Source organism: Winogradskyella eximia, assembly GCF_003386165.1.
GTDB lineage: Bacteria > Bacteroidota > Bacteroidia > Flavobacteriales > Flavobacteriaceae > Winogradskyella > Winogradskyella eximia.
On the sequence record NZ_QRDV01000009.1, the window covers coordinates 1 to 19,290 of the forward strand.

Genomic DNA, 19,290 nt, shown 5'->3' on the forward strand with positions numbered 1-19,290 from the left:
GTGAGCCTAAAATAATTGCCGTCTGGGATCCTAAATCGAACTCTTCAAATCCATCGTTGCTTTCGTCATCACATAATTCTAAATCTGAGGCTGGATTAATGGTCGGTTGGCCGTCAACATTCAAGATAAAAGATAAAATCTCGTTACATCCAGACGTTAAATACTCCACCCTAATAAATATAACTTCTCCATCAGTACCTGAATAACTTCCAGAGTCAGTTATAGGATTAATATCTGCATTTGCATCTCCAAGTGTATTATGGTAAGTAACCACTAATTCCGAAACATTAGTTGCACTAGCAAGAACAACTCCGGTATTGGAATCTAAGTCAAAGATATATGGCGGAATACCTGTATCACATATATATAAATCATTTGGATTCTCTGTAATAATTTCAGGTAAAACTTCTATACATACTTCTTCTGTATATTCACAACCAAAATCATCTGTAACTCTGTAAGTATAACAGTATACACCTGCTGCTGATGGTTGAACTGTAATAATATTTCCAGCAGTACTAGTGATAGTAGCATCCGTATCCCATGCTTCCGTTTCAATTACTGGTGTAAATGAAAGTTCTGGAGGTTGAAGATTTGGGTCAAACTCTATACTCCATGCAAAAACATGGCCATTATCTGCTCCGAGATTATCTACAATTCTAATGGTCCAATCTCCATTAAGAGGGGAACCAAGAAGACCATTCAATGAATTTATTGAACTATATGTGCCTCCTGGCACAAATGAATCATTATAAGTACCAGGTCCATTACCATTAGGAAACGTACCACCTGTTTGAATACCACCAACTAACGTTGGAAATCCTCCAGTAGGCACAAAACAATATTGACTACCAGTTCCTGGTGTTGTATTATTACTATCACCATCAACCGTTCCTGTAGCCCAAGGAATACCTAAATTAGCACTACCACCACCTTGATCATGCAGCCTAACTACTTGACCATTAGGAGAAATAATTTCTAAATCTAAATCACCTAAATAAGAATGCTCCATAGTTACACAAATACTAATCAATTGACTAATATCCGTTAACTCTTGATCAGAATCATAACAATCTACAGTAATAGATGTCTCGTAAACAGCACCACTTCCATCTGGTAAAAACGTGATACCACTTACAGGAGGTGTACAATTATTTATAAACTCAACAGCCTCAACCACACCTGTTATATCTGTGTTATCGCCAAAGCAAAGCACAGATTTTGCTGCTTCAGTACCTGAGAAATCAGGTTCAGTAGCAACTTGAATAACCTGATTAATTAAATTATTATTATCACACCCTAATGGATCAACAGAAGTATTAGCATCACGAATATTTAAATTCACAATATATACACCTGGATCAGGATAAGAAAATGTAGCAGTTTGACCAGAAGCCGTATTTCCGTCTCCTAAATCCCATTCATAAGTAGCTCCGGCTCCATCAACTGAAAATACACCACTTCCTGTTAACGTAATTTCTTCATCTGGACACACTCTAATATATCCATCTCCATTTGGAGCAGGAGATGCTGAATCAATTTGAGAGTTAATAGTTTGACAAGGTGTTAAACAAGTAATGTTTGCTGCCCATCCATCAATATTACCAGATCCACTTGACACAAATTGAATAGTAATACAGCCTGATGTATTATCTTCAGTAGGCTGAACTAAACCTGGACTATTGGTTCCAGAAAAATCTCCAAAAGAGGTTGCTGCAACACTATCTCCATCATAGATTGTCATTACATCAGGTGTTACACCTAATTGTGTAGTAAATGATATAAAATTTAATTGTATTTTTTGCTCTGGGTTTTCAGGACAAATAGTTAGAATAAAATCTTCATCATTTGAATAGTTACCAAATTCACCGCCCGAATCATAAAATATGCCTCCACATTGACTTACAGTTGCGGTTTGCATATTTACATCTTGAGCCAATAATAGCGATGAAAATAATAGAGGGATTATTGTAATTAAATATTTCATGTGTTTACTTTTATTGTTCTTTGTTAGTGTCACTATTTGTTAGCAATTAATCATTTTATACTATAAAATTGCTTTTAACACGCTAGTTTCAAACGATACTATTTTATTGGTACTGAGATTTAACGATGATATAATAATTAGTATTATCAACTTGAAACAAACCAGCCTCTCTTGAATAAAAATTTAAATCATATCTTAATGGATTAAAAGTATCTGGATTAAATACTTTAGTTTCTGAGTTTGATTCATTAAACAAAGACACTTCAGATAATTTAGGACATGCCTTTTTATCTTTATCATCTGAGATTAATTTAATAACTACTCTATTTCTAAGAATATGCTTTATACTTTTTAATCGATGCGGCATATTAAAAACAAGTTTCTCTGCAGAATCACCATAAACCTCAATAATTTGAGCACGCTCTTTAGCTGTTAATGGTAAATTAACATTAGCATTAAACTTTGCTAATGGAAGTGCATTTTTTTGTTTTGATTGTTGACCAGACATGCAAAAAGGCATGACTATTAAAGTCATAATAATTAGTATTTTTTTCATAGCTTAACCATAATATTTAGAGTTTCGAAAATTAAGAAAATTTTATATAAACAATTGTTAATTCGTCAATGATATTGACTTTTTAACGGTTTTACATATATAACAGCTATAATTAAAAATCTCCTACCTTATATGAAACTATTTTTATTGTTTATCTTTGCATTTCGTTTTTAAAAACTGATAACCAATTATTTTATAATGAAAATTGAAAATGATTTTAATGATATTGATGCACTAGGTGAAGATCACCTAAGTTCATCTAGTGAAACTCCTTTGAGAGCTGACGCTTTCGAATTATCTAGCAGCGAAAAAATAAATATCATTAAAGATGATGTAAAGCATATTTTAGAAACTCTAGGCTTGGACTTAACTGACGACAGTCTTAAAGGCACACCAAATCGTGTTGCTAAAATGTTTGTAAACGAAATATTTAGTGGCTTAGATCCTGATAAAAAACCAAGCGCTTCTACCTTTGACAATAAATATAAGTATGGCGAAATGCTAGTGGAAAAAAATATTACTGTTTATTCTACTTGTGAGCATCACCTATTACCAATAGTAGGTAGAGCACATATTGCATATATTTCTAATGGTACTGTGGTAGGACTATCTAAAATGAATAGAATTGTTGATTATTATTCTAAACGACCTCAGGTTCAAGAACGTTTAACGATTCAGATTGTAAAAGAACTTCAAAAAGTTTTAAACACAGATGATGTTGCTTGCGTTATTGATGCGAAACATTTATGTGTAAATTCTCGAGGCATAAGGGATATTGAAAGCAGTACTGTTACTTCAGAATTTGGAGGTAAATTTAAAGAATCAGACACTCGAAGAGAGCTTTTAGAATACATAAAATTAGAAACTCAATTCTAAATTTCATTTATTTAGATTAGGTTACTGAATATATTGATTCATTTTTCAAAATAGCATCATGTCATTATACAATTCAAATAAATTAAAAATATACAATACACTTTCTGGTGAAAAAGAAGTTTTTCAACCAATAACTGAAGGCCATGTTGGCATGTATGTATGTGGACCAACTGTTTATAGTAACGTGCACTTAGGAAATGTAAGGACTTTTATGTCCTTCGATATGATTTTTCGTTACTTAAAACATTTAGGTTATAAAGTTCGTTACGTAAGAAACATTACAGATGCTGGACATTTAGAAAATGATGCCGATGTTGGTGAAGATAAAATCACTAAAAAAGCGCGATTGGAGGCTATAGAACCAATGGAAATCGTTCAGCGTTACACGGTAGATTTTCATAATGTACTAAACACCTTCAACTTTTTACCACCAAGTATTGAACCTACAGCTACTGGTCATATTATAGAACAGATTGAATTAATTCAATCCATTATAGATAATGGCTTTGCTTACATTGTTAATGGCTCTGTCTATTTTGATGTACACAAATACAATGAAACTAAAGAGTATGGCATTTTAAGTAAACGTAAGTTAGAGGATTTAATACATAATACCCGTACGCTTGATGGACAAAGCGACAAAAAGAATCCACAAGATTTTGCACTTTGGAAAAAAGCTGAACCAACACACATTATGCGTTGGCCATCACCTTGGAGCGACGGATTTCCTGGTTGGCACTTAGAATGTACAGCTATGAGCACCAAATATCTTGGAGAATACTTTGATATTCATGGTGGAGGTATGGATTTAAAATTTCCACATCACGAATGTGAAATCGCACAAAACCAAGCCGCAAAAGGCAAAGCACCTGTAAAATATTGGATGCATGCCAATATGTTAGAACTTAATGGAGCTCGCATGAGTAAATCAACTGGGAATTACATAAATCCAGCTGAATTACTTTCAGGAGACAACGATATTATGTCTAAGGCTTACAACCCTAGTGTCATTCGCTTTTTTATGATGCAAGCCTCTTACCGAAGTATTTTAGACTTAACGGATGCTGGTTTGGCTGCTGCCGAAAAAGGGTTTCATAGACTTATGGACGCTATTAGTTTACTCGATCTTCTAAAAACAGGAAAGACATCGTCATTTAATGTTACCGAATGGAAGCAAAAATGCTACGACGCTATGAATGATGATTTTAATACACCTATTTTAATTGCTACGCTTTTTGAAGCTGTTAAATTCATCAACCAAGTAAAAGATGGCAGCGCTACATTAACTTCTGACGATCTATTAATTTTAAAAGAAACTATTGAAACCTTTGTATTTGATGTACTTGGTTTAGTCAATATTTCGAAAGAAAATACTAGTAACGACAAATTAGCTGGAGCCGTTGAAATTTTAATCAATCTTAGAAAAGAAGCACGATTAAATAAAGACTTCGCATTGTCTGATAAAATTAGAAATGAATTAGCTGAAGCTGGTATTCAACTAAATGATAGTAGGGAAGGCACCACTTTTACGACTAACTAATAGTGAAGAAGTTTTTAACCTATCCGTTTCTATTTATTATTAAAGTCTATCAGACCATAATATCACCATTTACGCCTGCAACCTGTAGATACCAACCTACCTGTTCGCATTATGCTAAAGAAGCTTTAGAAGTTCATGGATTTTTTAAAGGTGGTTGGTTGGCTATAAAGCGGATTTTTAGTTGTCATCCTTGGGGAGGAAGTGGTTTTGACCCTGTTCCACCTAAAGAAGATTAATATTACGTTAATCTCATTTTCAATCGCAATCAAAATATTATATTTACCGAATAAAGATAATTTCTATGTTTCTATTACACATTGATTGGGATCCTATTAAATTTATTGATCTCGGATTTTTTAAGCTTCATTTTTATAGCCTCATGTGGATTACAGCCTTTATTCTAGGCTTTCAGATCACTAAGCGTATTTATAAAAATGAGGGACAATCTGAAGAATCGTTAGATTCCTTATTCATATATTCTGTATTAGGCATTATGCTTGGCGCAAGATTAGGTCATGTTATTTTTTATCAGTCAGAACTTATAACAGAAGATTTTTTCAGCATCTTTTTACCTTTTAAGTTTAAAGGAGGTTTTGAATTTACTGGCTTTCAAGGTTTGGCTAGTCATGGAGCTGCTATTGCTATGATTATTTCCATGTACCTCTACAATAAAAAAGTACTACATAAGACGGTACTTTGGATTTTAGATCGCGTGGTAATTCCTGTAGCTTTAGGAGCTGTATTTGTTAGAATTGGAAACTTTATTAATTCTGAAATAATAGGAAAATATACTGGTAGTGATTTTGGAGTTGTATTTAATCAATTAGGAGAAACGGCACCAAGACATCCTGCACAATTGTATGAAGCATTCTGTTATATTTTTGTATTTTTAATTCTCTTTTATTTCTATTGGAAAACTAAAAAATCTGAACAACAAGGCTTTCTATTTGGCTTATTTTTAGTACTACTTTGGACCGTAAGATTCTTTGTAGAGTTTGTTAAAGAAGCTCAAAATCCAGAACGTGCAGATTGGTTGTTAAACACAGGGCAGCTGCTAAGCATTCCTTTTGTACTTATTGGATTATACTTTATGTTTATCTATAAACCTAAAACAAAACTAGATTAATGCGTTTTCAACTGTTTCTATCATCAACACTTCTTGTTTTTGGACTTACGTTACTTTCTTCTTGTAAAGAAGACAAGAAAGCCATACCTGAAGACAAAGTAGTAGTTAGTTTTAAAAACGAAGGCACACTTACACTTAAAAAAGCAGATTCAGATACTATAATTAAGACAATAGCTATTGAAATTGCCGACGATGACTACGAAACTCAAACCGGTTTAATGTATAGAACCAAACTTGAGACGAATCATGGTATGTTATTTATATTTCCTGACGTACAAATGCGTAGTTTCTATATGAAAAACACAAAGATTCCATTAGATATTATTTACATTAATGAAGACCTATCTATTGTGAGCATTCAAAAAAACGCAAAGCCAATGGACGAAACTTCTTTGCCATCTGAAGCACCTGCAAAATATGTTTTAGAGATTAATGGAGGACTTTCAGACACATGGCAACTTGACGTTGGTGATAAGATTAATTTTTCATTAAACAATGAATAGATCGCAAGATCTATATATCAACACACCTTTAGGACACCAACTGAGCCTTACTTCTTTTAAGCCAAAATGTTCAAATAATAAAAGTATTATCATTTCTTCGGCTACTGGAGTATTACAACATTATTATTTTAAGTTTGCTTTATATTTTTCAGAATTAGGATATACAGTTTACACCTTCGATTATTCTGGCATTGGAAAATCCCATTTTAATATTGCCGATTTAAAACAAAACACAATTGATCTAAAAGCTTGGGGAGAAAATGATCAAGCGTCTATTGTAAACTATGCAAAATCACAAAATTCAGAACATAAAATAACCATCATTACGCATAGTATTGGTGGTCAGATACTAGCCTTCAATAAAGAAATATCTCAAATAGACACCATAATTACTATTGCTTCACAAAGTGGTTATTGGAAACATTGGAAAGGTTTTGAACGTTTTAAAATGTTCGCGTTTTGGTATATGCTCATTCCTGCACTTACTCCTATATTTGGATATTTTCCTGCAAAGAAATTAGGACTTTTCGAAAATCTACCGAAACAAATGGTTTATCAATGGAGACGTTTGGGGAAACACAAAGATTATTTACTGAGCGAATTTGAGTTTGATGATCTTCAATTCAAAAATTATAATAAACATTTACTTGTGTTAAGTTTTACTAGAGATGAATTTGCTTCAAAATCTTCAGTAGATTGGTTGGCTCAACAATTTAGTAATGCTAACGTAGATAGACGTCATATAGTCCCAAATGATTTAGGCATATCTGATGTTGGACATTTTGGGTTCTTTAGAAATCAATTTAAAGCGTCACTATGGAAAATGACACATGAATGGATTGAGAATAACTCGTAACTATTAAGTTATTATAAAAAAATGCCTTTCAATTAACAAAGGCATTTTTATAATTCTATAAATCTATAGCTTCACTAATTTCTTTACAATATTTAACCCAAACTCTTCATTAGATATCTCTAATAAATAGGTCGATTTCCCTAATTCATCTAGATTATTAATTGTGATTTGATTAGTGCTAACTGAATGCTTATTATGGTAAACCCTACGACCGTTTAAGTCATAAATAGTAATATTCAATTGACTTCCGTTTAAAATAGTTGGCACATTTATTATTAAATGGTCGCTAAATGGATTAGACAAGACTTTAATATCATCTAAGTTAAAATCTTCTAAACCTAAAGTATCTCCATCAACTCCATCACAGTTTTCATCAATCGCATTGCCTTCAGAATCCTCTGCCTCTGGATTAATTAAACCATTAGTATCATTACAATCTAAACCATTTACCACATATCCTAATGGAGGAGTATCAGAACAGTCTTCGATGCTACTATTAGGATCTCCATAACCATCACCATCTAAGTCTTCATAATACGTTATTGGAGGTGCACCTTCTTCTGTTACATTAACACAAACTTCTTTAGTGTATTCACATCCAAAAATATCTACAGTTCTAAACGTATAGCAAAACTCGCCAGCAGAATCTGGCGCTACTGTAATTGTACTACCATTAACCTCTGTAATACTTGAGTCAGAATCCCATGATTGAGATACAATTGCTGGTACAAAATCAAAGTCTTCTAATTGTAGATTATTATCAAAATTAAGTTCCCATGAAAATATATATCCATTATCTTGAGCTAAATTATCAACAATATAAATTGTCCAATTCCCATTTAATGGGGAACCTAATAGCCCTTCTAGAGAATTAACAGAACTGTAATTACCTTCCGGCACATAAGTATCTATATAAATATCTGGATCATTACCGATAGGAAAAGCACCACCTGACTGTATACCATTTACTAGTGTTGGAAATCCACCATTAGGTACAAAACAATAATCAAACCCATTACCTGGTGTGACATCAAAACTATTACCATCTACTGTGCCTGTTGCCCAAGGAATCCCTAAATTAGCAGAACCTCCTCCTTGATCATGCAGTCTTACCACTTGACCATTTGGCGATACAATTTCGATATCTAAATCCCCTAAATACGAATGTTCCATATTTAAACAAATACTTTCAATCTGACTAACATCTGTTAGAACTTGAGCAGAATCAAAGCAAGTTACATTAATAGATGTACTGTAAGCTGCTCCGCTACCATCAGGCAAAAAGGTTAATTCACTTTCTGGTGGAGGACAATTATAAACTAAGGTTAGTGGATTTACAACACCTACTAAAGTCGTCGTTTCCCCAAAGCACAAGGTATTATCTGTCGCTTGCGTATCTAAAAAATCAGGTTCTCCAGAAACGCGTATTACTAAATTTATACTATTTGTATTTGGACAACCTTGAATGATATCATCTGTATTTGTATCTCTAATATCTAAATTCACTAAATAGACACCTGGTATGTTGTATGAAACGTTAATCGTTTGACCTGAAGCTGTATTACCATCGCCCAAATCCCAAGTATAACTTGCTCCCGTTCCATCAGTTTCAAAAATACCACTACCACTTAAGTTTATATTATCACCTATACAGACCTCAATAATACCTTCAGCATTTGCTATTGGAAAGGTTGAATCTAATAAAGATGTAATTTCTTGACACGGAGTTGTGCATGATATGTTTGCAGCCCATCCTATCTCATTATCAGTAGAATTAGATGTAAACTCTATTGTTAAACATCCAGTTAGATTATCGAATGTAGCAATTAATAAACCTGGTGATTGCGTGCCTGAATAGACTCCAAGAGATGGAGCAGACACATCATCTCCATCATAGATCGTTAAAAAATCAGTATTGAGTTGGGTAGAAAACTCTTGAAAATCCAATCGTGTACGTTGTCCAATTTCTTCAGGACAAATTGTTATAATATAACTCTCATTATCTGCGTAATTTGCAAATTCGCCACCTGCATCATAAAATGTCCCTGAACATGCAGTTATTGTGCCATTTTGCATAAGAACATCTTGCCCAAAACTGCAAAATCCTAACATTAAGAATAATAAGCGTAGTAAATTTTTCATTTTAGCGGTTTTTTATATTAGTAAAACTGTACTTCTCCCTTTAAAGATACATAAACTGTAAAAAGGTTGCGTAAAAAGATCAATAATTATAAAACAAAAAAATGCCTTTCAATCAAGAAAGGCATTTTAAATTCTGAATATAATTCAAAATAATAATTATAAAGACTTAAGCTTCTTCACCGTCTTCTTTTGCTTTTTTCTTTAGGGCTTCTGTTGCGTTACCTTTCTTAGCAGTATCGTACATAATTGGTGTTGCAATAAATACTGAAGAATATGTACCAACAATTACACCAACGATTAATGCAAATAATAAATCTTTAAGAGAATCTGCACCAAATAAGAACATCGCTAATAATACAACTAAAGTTGTTAAAGATGTATTTAATGTTCTACTAATAGTACTGTTTATAGAACGATTAATAGTTGTATCAAATTTCCAACCTAAGTTTTCGTTAAAGTATTCTCTAATTCTATCAAATACAACAACAGTATCATTAAGCGAGTAACCAATAACCGTTAAGATTGCCGCAATGAACGTTTGATCAACTTCCATGCTAAATGGCATAAATCTCCATGTTAATGAGTAGATACCTAACACGATTAAAACATCATGAAAAACAGCTGCTACTGCACCAAGAGAAAATTGCCACTTTTTAAATCTTAATAAGATATATAAAAATACAACCACTAACGATCCTAAAATCGCCCAAATTGAAGATTTTTTAATATCATCTGCAATAGTTGGACTTACTTTACTAGATAACATCTTACCAATTTTCTTGTCTCCTGAACCATCTAAAAACTCAGCATATGTCATTCCTTCTGGAAGGTATTTTTGAAGTGTTGTAAACAACATAGATTGTACTTTTTCATCAGCTTCAGTAGAACTATCCTCAACCAAATACTTAGTAGAAATCTTTAATTGGTTTGGACCACCAATAGTTTTAACTTCTGCACTTTCAAATACTGTGTGAAGGTCGCTCTTAACTTCCTCAACACTCATATCCTGATCAAAACGTACTTGGTACGTTCGTCCACCAACAAAATCAATCCCTTGATCTAATCCTGTTGTAAAAAGCGAACCTAAACTCGCTAAAATTAACGCTCCAGAAATGATATAAGCCATCTTACGTTTCTTTAAGAAATCAATATTTACATTGGTAAATAAGTTCTTAGTTAAACTTGTAGAGAAATCTAATTTACCACCTCTATTTATATACCAATCAACTAATAAACGTGTTATAAAAATTGCAGTAAATAATGATGTTAAAATACCAATGATTAAAGTTGTTGCGAAACCTTTGATTGGACCAGTACCAAATACAAATAATATTAAAGCGGTTAAACCGGTTGTAATATTGGCATCTAAAATTGAAGATAAAGCGTTAGAGAAACCATCTTTTATAGATTCTTTTTGCGATTTACCTTTTGCTATTTCTTCTTTTATACGTTCAAAAATAAGTACGTTAGCATCGACTGAAATACCAATCGTTAATACAATACCTGCAATACCAGGTAATGTAAGCACAGCACCTAAACTTGCTAATACACCAAAGATTAATAAGATGTTTAATAATAATGCGATATCTGCAAATCCACCAGATTTTCCGTAGTAAAATATCATCCAAAGCAATACAAATGCTAAAGCAATAATAAATGATTTCATACCACTATCAATAGCTTCTTGTCCTAATGAAGGTCCAACCTCATCTGCTTGTACAATTTGAGCAGAAGCAGGTAATTTACCAGCTCTTAAAACGTTTGCTAAATCGACAGCTTCTGTTAATGAAAATGCTCCAGATATTTGAGAGTTTCCTCCAGCAATTGGGCCAGAAGATACACTTGGTGCAGAATACACTATATTATCTAATACGATAGCAATATAACCTTGAGTTTCATAAGCCTTTTTGGTCATTTCCTCCCAAATCTTAGCACCTTTAGCATTCATTTGCATGCTTACTGCTGGTCTACTAACTTGATCGTAATCTTGTCTTGCATCTGTAATTACAGCTCCACTTAATTCTGGTTCATTGTCTCTATTACCTTTAACAGCATAAAGCTCTGAAAACTCAGAATCCTCATTCTGAATTCCCCAAACAAATCTTACGTAACGCATTTCTGCAGGTAAAGACGCTCTGTTTTTTGGTGCATTTAAATGCGCCATAACTTTTTCTTTGTCTTTAGCTAAGAACATACCAACAACAGAACCACCATTTCCATAACCTTGAATACCTAAAGGATTGATATCTGCTACGTTTGTAGAATCTGTTTCTATCTGACCTGTTAACTCATCAATAGCACTAGAAGTTTCATCCTGAACCTCAGCTGCATCTACAACCTCTTCCTTCGTTTCTTCTTTTGCTTCTTTCTTTTTATTTTCTTCAATCAATTTTTGGTTAACTTCCATTAAATATGGTAAAACTTCTTGAGTCTTATACGTCTCCCAAAACTGTAATTGTGCTGTCTTAGTTACTAAATCTTTAACACGCTCAATATCTTTAGCTCCTGGTAATTCTAAAAGAATACGACCTGAGTTCCCTAAACGTTGAATGTTTGGAGATGTTACACCAAACTTATCAATACGCTTACGTAATACTTCGAAAGCAGAAACAATAGATTCGTCAATTTTTGTTTCAATAATACTTTTAACTTCGTTATCTGACATATCGAATTTAATCTCATCACTTAACGTTCTATTAGCAAAAATATCTGGAGATGCTAATTTTGTAACACCTTTAATAGCGTCAAATGCCGTAAAGAACGATTGTAAATATGAATCTTGTGAATCTTTTTGTAATTCTTCAGCATCATCTAGAGCCTTATTAAAAATAGGATCTTTACTATTATTTGCTAAACCTTTTAAAATGTCTCTTACTGAAATTTGAAGAATAACATTAATACCTCCTTTAAGGTCTAAACCAAGGTTCATGGCATTATTTTCTACTTCAGTATAAGAGTATTTTGCAAAACCTAAGTTGTAAACGTCAATAGATTCAAACTTATCTCCTACTTTAATTTTAGAAGTTTTTAATGAATCTAAGTAACGAATCTCCTCTATGTTTCGTTTAGTTTGATAATCGTCTTCTGTTTCTGCGTACTTAGCTATAGCCGCTTGCTCAGCCGTATCTTCAATTTGATTCGCTTTAAACGTAAATGATAATTGGTAAATACTTACCAAACCAAATAAAAGCGCAAAAAGCTTAATTATTCCTTTGTTTTGCATTGTAATTGTTTATTTAATATCGAATTTTAATTATAATTTTAATTATAATTTTCTGGGCGCAAATATAGCCTTTACACCAAAACCCGACAATGTTTTTTATGAATTAGATTTTGATCTTTTTAGAGATAAAAAAGACCTTTTATGAAGTTCGAATTATTCCAAATTGAATAATCCAATTATGAAATTGGTCCTGCTCTGACTTCAGGAATTTCGTAAGAAAGTTGGTTTATAGCATTTACAACCGTATTATTAGCGGCAACTGCCACATTTACTATGCTATTGACTGGTTTTACACTAAACGGCTTACCAGAATAATTTACTTGAAGTTGATTAGAATGATCCGTTTTTTGATTGACTTCAGTTACTTGAGTACCTTCAAAATCCCAATTAAAATCAGTACCTGACTTAATTTCTGAAATATTGAGTTCGTAATCATTTGCCTCTCTTTCTTTAGGTAAATTATCTGACTGTTGTTGAGAAGCTTGGTAAGCTATATCAAAATCGTCACCCTTAAAAAGTACATCTTGAATGTGTGAAACATCGGAATCGCTATGATAGGTAATTCTAAGTTGGCCGTCTCTATTTTGACCAATCTGAATATGAGTAACACCTATACTTTGTAATTTGTATTGAATAGATTCAATAGCTTCTTCAGAGTCTTCTAAAGAAACTGATTTATCCAAAAACTGAACTACAATCTGCTGATTAGGTACCGTTTTTTGATCCATAATCGTTCCTAAAAACGCTAAGACCACAACTAATATCCCTAAATGTAATTTAGTTTTCATGCGCCAAATATAAGTAAAAAAACAAAGGTTTTTCTATATGAATTTGAATTGTAAACTTTTAATCCTCAACCTTCGAAATTATAAATGGATTAATTTAATTCTTTTTTAAATCCTTAGATGGTTTTTTACCATAACCAATGAGATAAAATGAATAATTAGGAAATAGCCTATTAACACCTATAGCAACAATCATACTCATCCCTAACATAAGCAAGATAATTACAATATAAGATAACAACGTATAGCCTTCAAAACTTAAATTATAATAGTTTTTTATTGTTAAAATAAGCTTTAAAACATAAACATGTAAAAAATAAATAGCGAAACTTGTATTTGCTAAACTGTTTATAATAGTACTTCTCACATGTTCAAATCGATGTAACCACACCATAAAAAATAAGCACATAAAAACCATTTTAAATACTATTAAATCTACACCATTGTAGGCCAAAAATTGATTTTTGTAAAGACCTAAAACACCATTATTTGTCTGTAAAACAACAAAGCCTAAGGCAATGATTAAGAGGTAAACATCTTTACCTTTTAATAGTTTATAAATTCTATCCTTATGCATGGCACACATTATTCCCATTAAATATAATGGTGTAAAATAAATCGTAGATTGAACAGCTTGAAATAAAAACGTTCGGGTATAAGGTCTTTGCACAACTGAAGCAATTATTAAGAGTACACCAAATATGATGAGTTGCTGTTTGAATTTAAGTTTAATAAACTTTACATGCAGTGGTGACATTAGCGTCATAATAATCACAAAAGGGATGTACCAATATGCCGTAATATGAGCTCCTGTAATGACATATTTAAATATTGAAATTATATACCAAAACCAGCTATTATATGCTGCTAAATTAGAATTATCCCAATACATCGGCATAATAATTAAACTAACAACAATTGGTAATATTGATAAAACCAAGTATGGCTTTAAAAATCTATTTACGCGTCCTCTAACAAAAGTTGAGTACTTATACCTCTTATATAATACGAGATAAAACACAAAGCCAGAGATAAAAGAAAAATTTAAAGTTGCTCCACTAATTACATTGAAAAAAAATTGATTGATGTAAGTATCTAGTTTTAGACCAGCTACAAATTGGGCATGTATCGCAACAATAAATACAATAGCTAGGGCTCTGTAGTGGTTTATAGAATTTAAATACTTCATTATCAACAGCGTAGGTTGTTTAAAAAGTTAAATATAAAAGTGCCATAACGACTAATTTAAAGGCACATTTATAATTAATCTAAAATTATCATTTTAAAGGTCATTAATCTTAATAAAAAAAGAGGATTGCACCAACAATCCTCTTTCTTATTCTAAAAAAATAATTCTTATAATTCTAATAAATTATTAGTCTTCTTAACACCTTCTGCACTTGCTTTCATGTGTTCTTTCTCTGCATCACTTAATGATACATCTACAATCTTCTCGATGCCGTTTCTACCTAAAATTACTGGTACACCAATACATAAGTCGCTTAAACCATATTCACCATCTAATAAAGTAGAACATGGGAATATTTTCTTTTGGTCGCAAGCAATAGCCTGCACTAACCCACTTACTGCTGCTCCTGGAGCATACCAAGCAGATGTTCCTAAAAGTTTTGTTAATGTTGCTCCTCCTACTTTAGTATCTTCTGCTACCTGATTTAAACGGTCTTCAGACAAAAATTCAGATACTTTAATACTGTTTCTTGTTGCATGAGAAATTAATGGTACCATACCTGTATCACTATGTCCACCAATCACCATTCCGTCCACATCACTAATTGGTGCTTCTAATGCTTCTGCTAATCTATATTTAAAACGTGCAGAATCTAAAGCTCCACCCATTCCAATAATTCTATGTTTTGGTAAACCTGTTGTTTTGTGCACCAAATATGTCATGGTATCCATTGGGTTGCTCACTACAATAATTATAGTGTTTGGAGAGTGCTCAACTAAACTAGAAGATACTGTTTTTACAATACCAGCGTTAATTCCTATTAATTCTTCACGTGTCATTCCTGGTTTACGAGGAATACCTGAAGTTATTACACAAATATCACTATTTGCTGTTTTTGCATAATCGTTAGTGCTTCCTGTAATTTTAGTATCAAATCCATTTAAGGATGCACACTGCATTAAATCCATTGCTTTCCCTTCTGCATAACCTTCTTTAATATCTAAGATTACAACTTCTGAAGCAAAGTTTTTAATTGCTATATACTCTGCACAACTTGCGCCTACTGCACCTGCGCCTACTACGGTTACTTTCATATCTATTTTATTTTTTATCCGTTAAATAATTTAGTATACAAATTTAAGGTTTTAGGTTTTAATTTCCATGACATTAATCATACTATTAAAATAAAAAAAAGAGCAATCAGATGATTGCTCTTTTTTAAACATTATAACTATTACTTATCTAACACTGAAAGCAATACCAACAGTTGCTGTATTATAGTTTTGAAACGTATAATCTGCAAATATTTTAAAAATGCTTAGATTTAATCGCATGCCTAATGTTGCTCGCATTCCATTAGCTTCAAAGTCTAAATTTACTGGGTCAGTAATATTTACGTCTTCTGGCAATCCGGCAGGATTTCCGTTTTCATCCTCAATATCATACGTTAATATATAATCCCCTTTCATTTTAGCTGTTGTTTTTCCGCTATTATAACCAGCACTCCCGTAAATAGTCAAGAATTTAAAATCTAATGACGCTAATGCTTGAACGGTCCAAGTATTCATCTTAAATTCTGCTTCTCCATTAATAACTTGTACATTATCTGATGCATCTTGGTCGTCCATATCATAGGTAACACTCATATTTGTAAATGCACCCAATACTGAAACACTTAATGGAGACTTATCTATTATGCCTAAATACTGTGTTAAGTCGTGTTGTAAACCAAATCCTAGTAATTTCGCCTCAACGTCATCATAGCGTTGTGTCGGCACAAAACGTGCTTTAATATCCGTTTTAAATGGTAAGCCAAAACCAATCTGAACTACTGGAGCAGGCACAGCATTTACTGGTAAATCTTCTGTAATACCCCCTGGCATAGTAAAACTCACAACTCTGTATGTTCCGTTACCATTTTCATTAGGGATTTTCACATTAACCATCACTTCTGAATCGTCTTCACTCATTACGGTTTGTAATTCTGTTTCATTATTAGCTAATGTTAAATATGAATAATCACTTGGCACAAAAGCAAAAGCCTTAGCTTTATCTGGAACTAGTGAAGCGTTTACTCCTATGGTTAAATCAAATCCAAATTTCTTATGAACTTTGGCCGTTGTTGCCCAACTACCATTCATACTATACATTAAACCTTCCATTGCAGGTTTTAAATAGTTTTGAGATAACAAACTAGCATCGTCTGCTGCCAAAAGAATAGTCTCTAAATCCTGAGCTTTAGCGAATTGAAAACTTACAATTAAAAGAATTGAAGCGATTAAATTTTTCATATATCTTGGTTTTAGTTTGCCGTAAACATATAAAATTAAATTGAAAAACAACACTTAATCGTTTATTTTTGCGTTTTAACGACCCTGTATTGTAGTTAAAAACAGCTTAAAACAAAAAAACACCCAATTATGGGTGTTTTAATAACTGAAATATATACTTCAGATTTGTATTTGATAGACTAGCAATTATGCATCAATATTAGCATAAATAGCATTCTTTTCAATAAACTCTCTACGTGGCGGCACTTCGTCTCCCATTAGCATTGAGAATACACGATCTGCCTCTACTCCATTATCTATTTGAATTTGACGTAATGTTCTAAACTCAGGATTCATTGTAGTATCCCAAAGTTGCTCAGCATTCATCTCTCCAAGACCTTTGTAACGTTGAATTTTAGCCCCATCACCATAGCGCTCCATTAAAGCTAAACGCTCTTCATCATTCCAAGCATATTCTTTTTTTGTACCTTTTTTCACTAAGAATAAAGGTGGTGTTGCTATGTATATGTGGCCATTTTCAATTAACTCCTTCATGTAACGGAAAAAGAACGTTAAGATTAAAGTTTCAATATGCGAACCATCGATATCGGCATCACACATAATCACAATTTTATGGTATCTTAATTTTGAAAGGTTTAAAGCTTTACTATCTTCTTCTGTTCCGATAGTTACACCTAAAGCTGTAAAGATATTTTTGATTTCTTCATTTTCAAAAACCTTATGCGTCATGGCTTTTTCTACATTAAGAATCTTACCTCTTAATGGCAAAATAGCTTGAAACATTCTATCTCTACCTTGTTTTGCAGTACCACCTGCCGAATCTCCCTCGACTAGATAAACTTCGCATTTTGCAGGATCTTGCTCAGAACAATCTGATAATTTACCAGGTAAACCACCAATACTCATTACAGTTTTACGTTGTACCATTTCACGAGCTTTTTGAGCTGCATGACGTGCTTGAGCTGCTAGAATAACTTTTTGAACTATTATCTTAGCATCATCCGGATGCTCTTCTAAATAATCTGTAAGCATTTCAGAAACGGCTTGTGACACAGATGCTGATACTTCACGGTTACCTAACTTCGTTTTTGTTTGCCCCTCAAATTGCGGTTCTTGTACTTTTACCGAAATAATAGCTGTTAAACCTTCACGGAAATCATCACCTGCAATATCAAACTTTAATTTGTCTAACATTCCAGATTCATCAGCATACTTTTTAAGGGTATGTGTTAATCCACGACGGAAACCAGAAAGGTGTGTTCCACCTTCATGTGTATTAATATTGTTTACGTATGAGTGTAAATTTTCTGCGTAAGATGTATTATAAATCATAGCAACCTCAACAGGTACACCATTCTTTTCACCTTCAAACGAAATAACATCTTTCATTAAAGGCTCTCTGTTTCCATCTAAAAACTTGATAAATTCTTTAAGACCTTCTTCAGAATGAAATGTTTCACCCTCAAATTCACCATCATCTTTTTTATGACGCTTATCAATTAAATGAATTGTAATGCCTTTATTTAAATAAGCCAATTCACGTAAACGACTTGCTAAGGTATCGTAGTTATATTCTAAAATTTGAGTGAAAATTGTTGGGTCTGGCTTAAAAGTAACAATCGTTCCTCTCTTGTCTGTCTCACCAACCTTTTTTACAGGATACATCGCTTTACCACGCTCATACTCTTGTTCCCAAATCTCACCTTTTCTATAAACCGTTGCTTTAAGATGCTCAGACAATGCGTTTACACAACTTACACCAACACCGTGTAAACCACCAGAAACTTTATAAGAATCTTTATCAAATTTTCCACCTGCACCAATTTTAGTCATTACAACCTCTAATGCAGAAACACCTTCTTTTTTGTGTAAATCTACAGGAATACCACGACCATCATCTTCTGTGGTAATAGAATTATCTTCATTAATGATAACAGTGATATTATCACAATGACCAGCTAATGCTTCATCAATAGAGTTATCAACTACTTCATATACTAAATGGTGCAAACCACGTACACCAACATCACCAATATACATAGAAGGACGCATACGCACGTGCTCCATACCTTCTAGAGCCTGAATACTATCTGCTGAATAATTATCCTTGTTAAACTCTTCTCTTTTCTCGCTCATTATTTTAATAAGTTTTAATTCGATTTATCGCATAAAAAAATGACACAAGTGCATCATTTTTGAATACTAACAAATATAAG

At 32.8% G+C, this 19,290-nt stretch carries 15 protein-coding genes; 6 read left to right on the forward strand and 9 right to left on the reverse strand.

Features of this window, described 5'->3' with window-relative positions:
- Together DFQ10_RS16055 and DFQ10_RS16060 are read right to left on the reverse strand one after the other, a co-directional pair.
- Positions 1-1,987: PKD domain-containing protein (locus DFQ10_RS16055; protein WP_115818640.1), on the reverse strand; the 1,987-nt coding region annotated here is incomplete at its 3' end.
- Between the two features lie 103 nt (positions 1,988-2,090).
- Positions 2,091-2,543, reverse strand: coding sequence for a hypothetical protein (locus tag DFQ10_RS16060; RefSeq protein ID WP_147299238.1), 453 nt, complete (start codon positions 2,541-2,543; stop codon positions 2,091-2,093).
- A 198-nt stretch (positions 2,544-2,741) separates the two neighbouring features.
- Between DFQ10_RS16060 and folE the strand changes: the two genes are divergently transcribed.
- The 6 genes from folE (at position 2,742) to DFQ10_RS16090 (ending at position 7,444) form a co-directional block, all read left to right on the forward strand.
- Positions 2,742-3,419 carry a GTP cyclohydrolase I FolE gene (gene folE, locus DFQ10_RS16065; protein WP_115818471.1) on the forward strand — a complete coding sequence of 226 codons (678 nt, stop codon included), beginning with the start codon at positions 2,742-2,744 and terminating at the stop codon, positions 3,417-3,419.
- Positions 3,420-3,477: 58 nt separating this feature from the next.
- Positions 3,478-4,959, forward strand: a complete 1,482-nt coding sequence (gene cysS, locus DFQ10_RS16070; protein ID WP_115818472.1) for a cysteine--tRNA ligase — start codon at positions 3,478-3,480, stop codon at positions 4,957-4,959.
- A gap of 2 nt (positions 4,960-4,961) precedes the next feature.
- A complete protein-coding gene (gene yidD / locus DFQ10_RS16075; protein WP_115818473.1) occupies positions 4,962-5,195 on the forward strand; it encodes a membrane protein insertion efficiency factor YidD in 234 nt (77 codons plus the stop codon).
- Positions 5,196-5,260: 65 nt separating this feature from the next.
- Positions 5,261-6,085, forward strand: a complete 825-nt coding sequence (lgt, locus tag DFQ10_RS16080; protein WP_115818474.1) for a prolipoprotein diacylglyceryl transferase — start codon at positions 5,261-5,263, stop codon at positions 6,083-6,085.
- Positions 6,085-6,588: a DUF192 domain-containing protein gene (locus DFQ10_RS16085; RefSeq protein WP_115818475.1), complete on the forward strand. Its 504-nt coding sequence runs from the start codon at positions 6,085-6,087 to the stop codon at positions 6,586-6,588. The genes lgt and DFQ10_RS16085 overlap by 1 nt, the downstream gene beginning before the upstream one ends.
- Positions 6,581-7,444 carry an alpha/beta hydrolase family protein gene (locus tag DFQ10_RS16090; protein WP_115818476.1) on the forward strand — a complete coding sequence of 288 codons (864 nt, stop codon included), beginning with the start codon at positions 6,581-6,583 and terminating at the stop codon, positions 7,442-7,444. The genes DFQ10_RS16085 and DFQ10_RS16090 overlap by 8 nt, the downstream gene beginning before the upstream one ends.
- Positions 7,445-7,507: 63 nt before the next feature.
- Here the strand turns inward: DFQ10_RS16090 and DFQ10_RS16095 are convergent, their stop codons facing one another.
- The 7 genes from DFQ10_RS16095 to gyrB form a co-directional block, all read right to left on the reverse strand.
- Positions 7,508-9,586, reverse strand: a complete 2,079-nt coding sequence (locus DFQ10_RS16095) for a PKD domain-containing protein (RefSeq protein WP_115818477.1) — start codon at positions 9,584-9,586, stop codon at positions 7,508-7,510.
- A gap of 166 nt (positions 9,587-9,752) precedes the next feature.
- On the reverse strand, positions 9,753-12,809 hold the full coding sequence (gene secDF, locus DFQ10_RS16100; RefSeq protein WP_115818478.1) for a protein translocase subunit SecDF: 3,057 nt from the start codon (positions 12,807-12,809) through the stop codon (positions 9,753-9,755).
- A 176-nt stretch (positions 12,810-12,985) separates the two neighbouring features.
- The gene (locus tag DFQ10_RS16105; RefSeq protein ID WP_115818479.1) at positions 12,986-13,597 is read right to left on the reverse strand and encodes a hypothetical protein; all 612 of its coding nucleotides are present in this window, start codon (positions 13,595-13,597) and stop codon (positions 12,986-12,988) included.
- A gap of 94 nt (positions 13,598-13,691) precedes the next feature.
- On the reverse strand, positions 13,692-14,783 hold the full coding sequence (locus DFQ10_RS16110) for an acyltransferase family protein (RefSeq protein WP_115818480.1): 1,092 nt from the start codon (positions 14,781-14,783) through the stop codon (positions 13,692-13,694).
- A 167-nt stretch (positions 14,784-14,950) separates the two neighbouring features.
- The gene (gene mdh, locus DFQ10_RS16115; RefSeq protein WP_115818481.1) at positions 14,951-15,877 is read right to left on the reverse strand and encodes a malate dehydrogenase; all 927 of its coding nucleotides are present in this window, start codon (positions 15,875-15,877) and stop codon (positions 14,951-14,953) included.
- A gap of 144 nt (positions 15,878-16,021) precedes the next feature.
- Entirely contained in the window at positions 16,022-17,074 is a 1,053-nt protein-coding gene (locus DFQ10_RS16120; RefSeq protein ID WP_115818482.1) for a DUF6588 family protein, read from the reverse strand.
- A gap of 186 nt (positions 17,075-17,260) precedes the next feature.
- The gene (gyrB, locus tag DFQ10_RS16125) at positions 17,261-19,210 is read right to left on the reverse strand and encodes a DNA topoisomerase (ATP-hydrolyzing) subunit B (RefSeq protein ID WP_115818483.1); all 1,950 of its coding nucleotides are present in this window, start codon (positions 19,208-19,210) and stop codon (positions 17,261-17,263) included.
- Positions 19,211-19,290 lie beyond the last annotated feature (80 nt).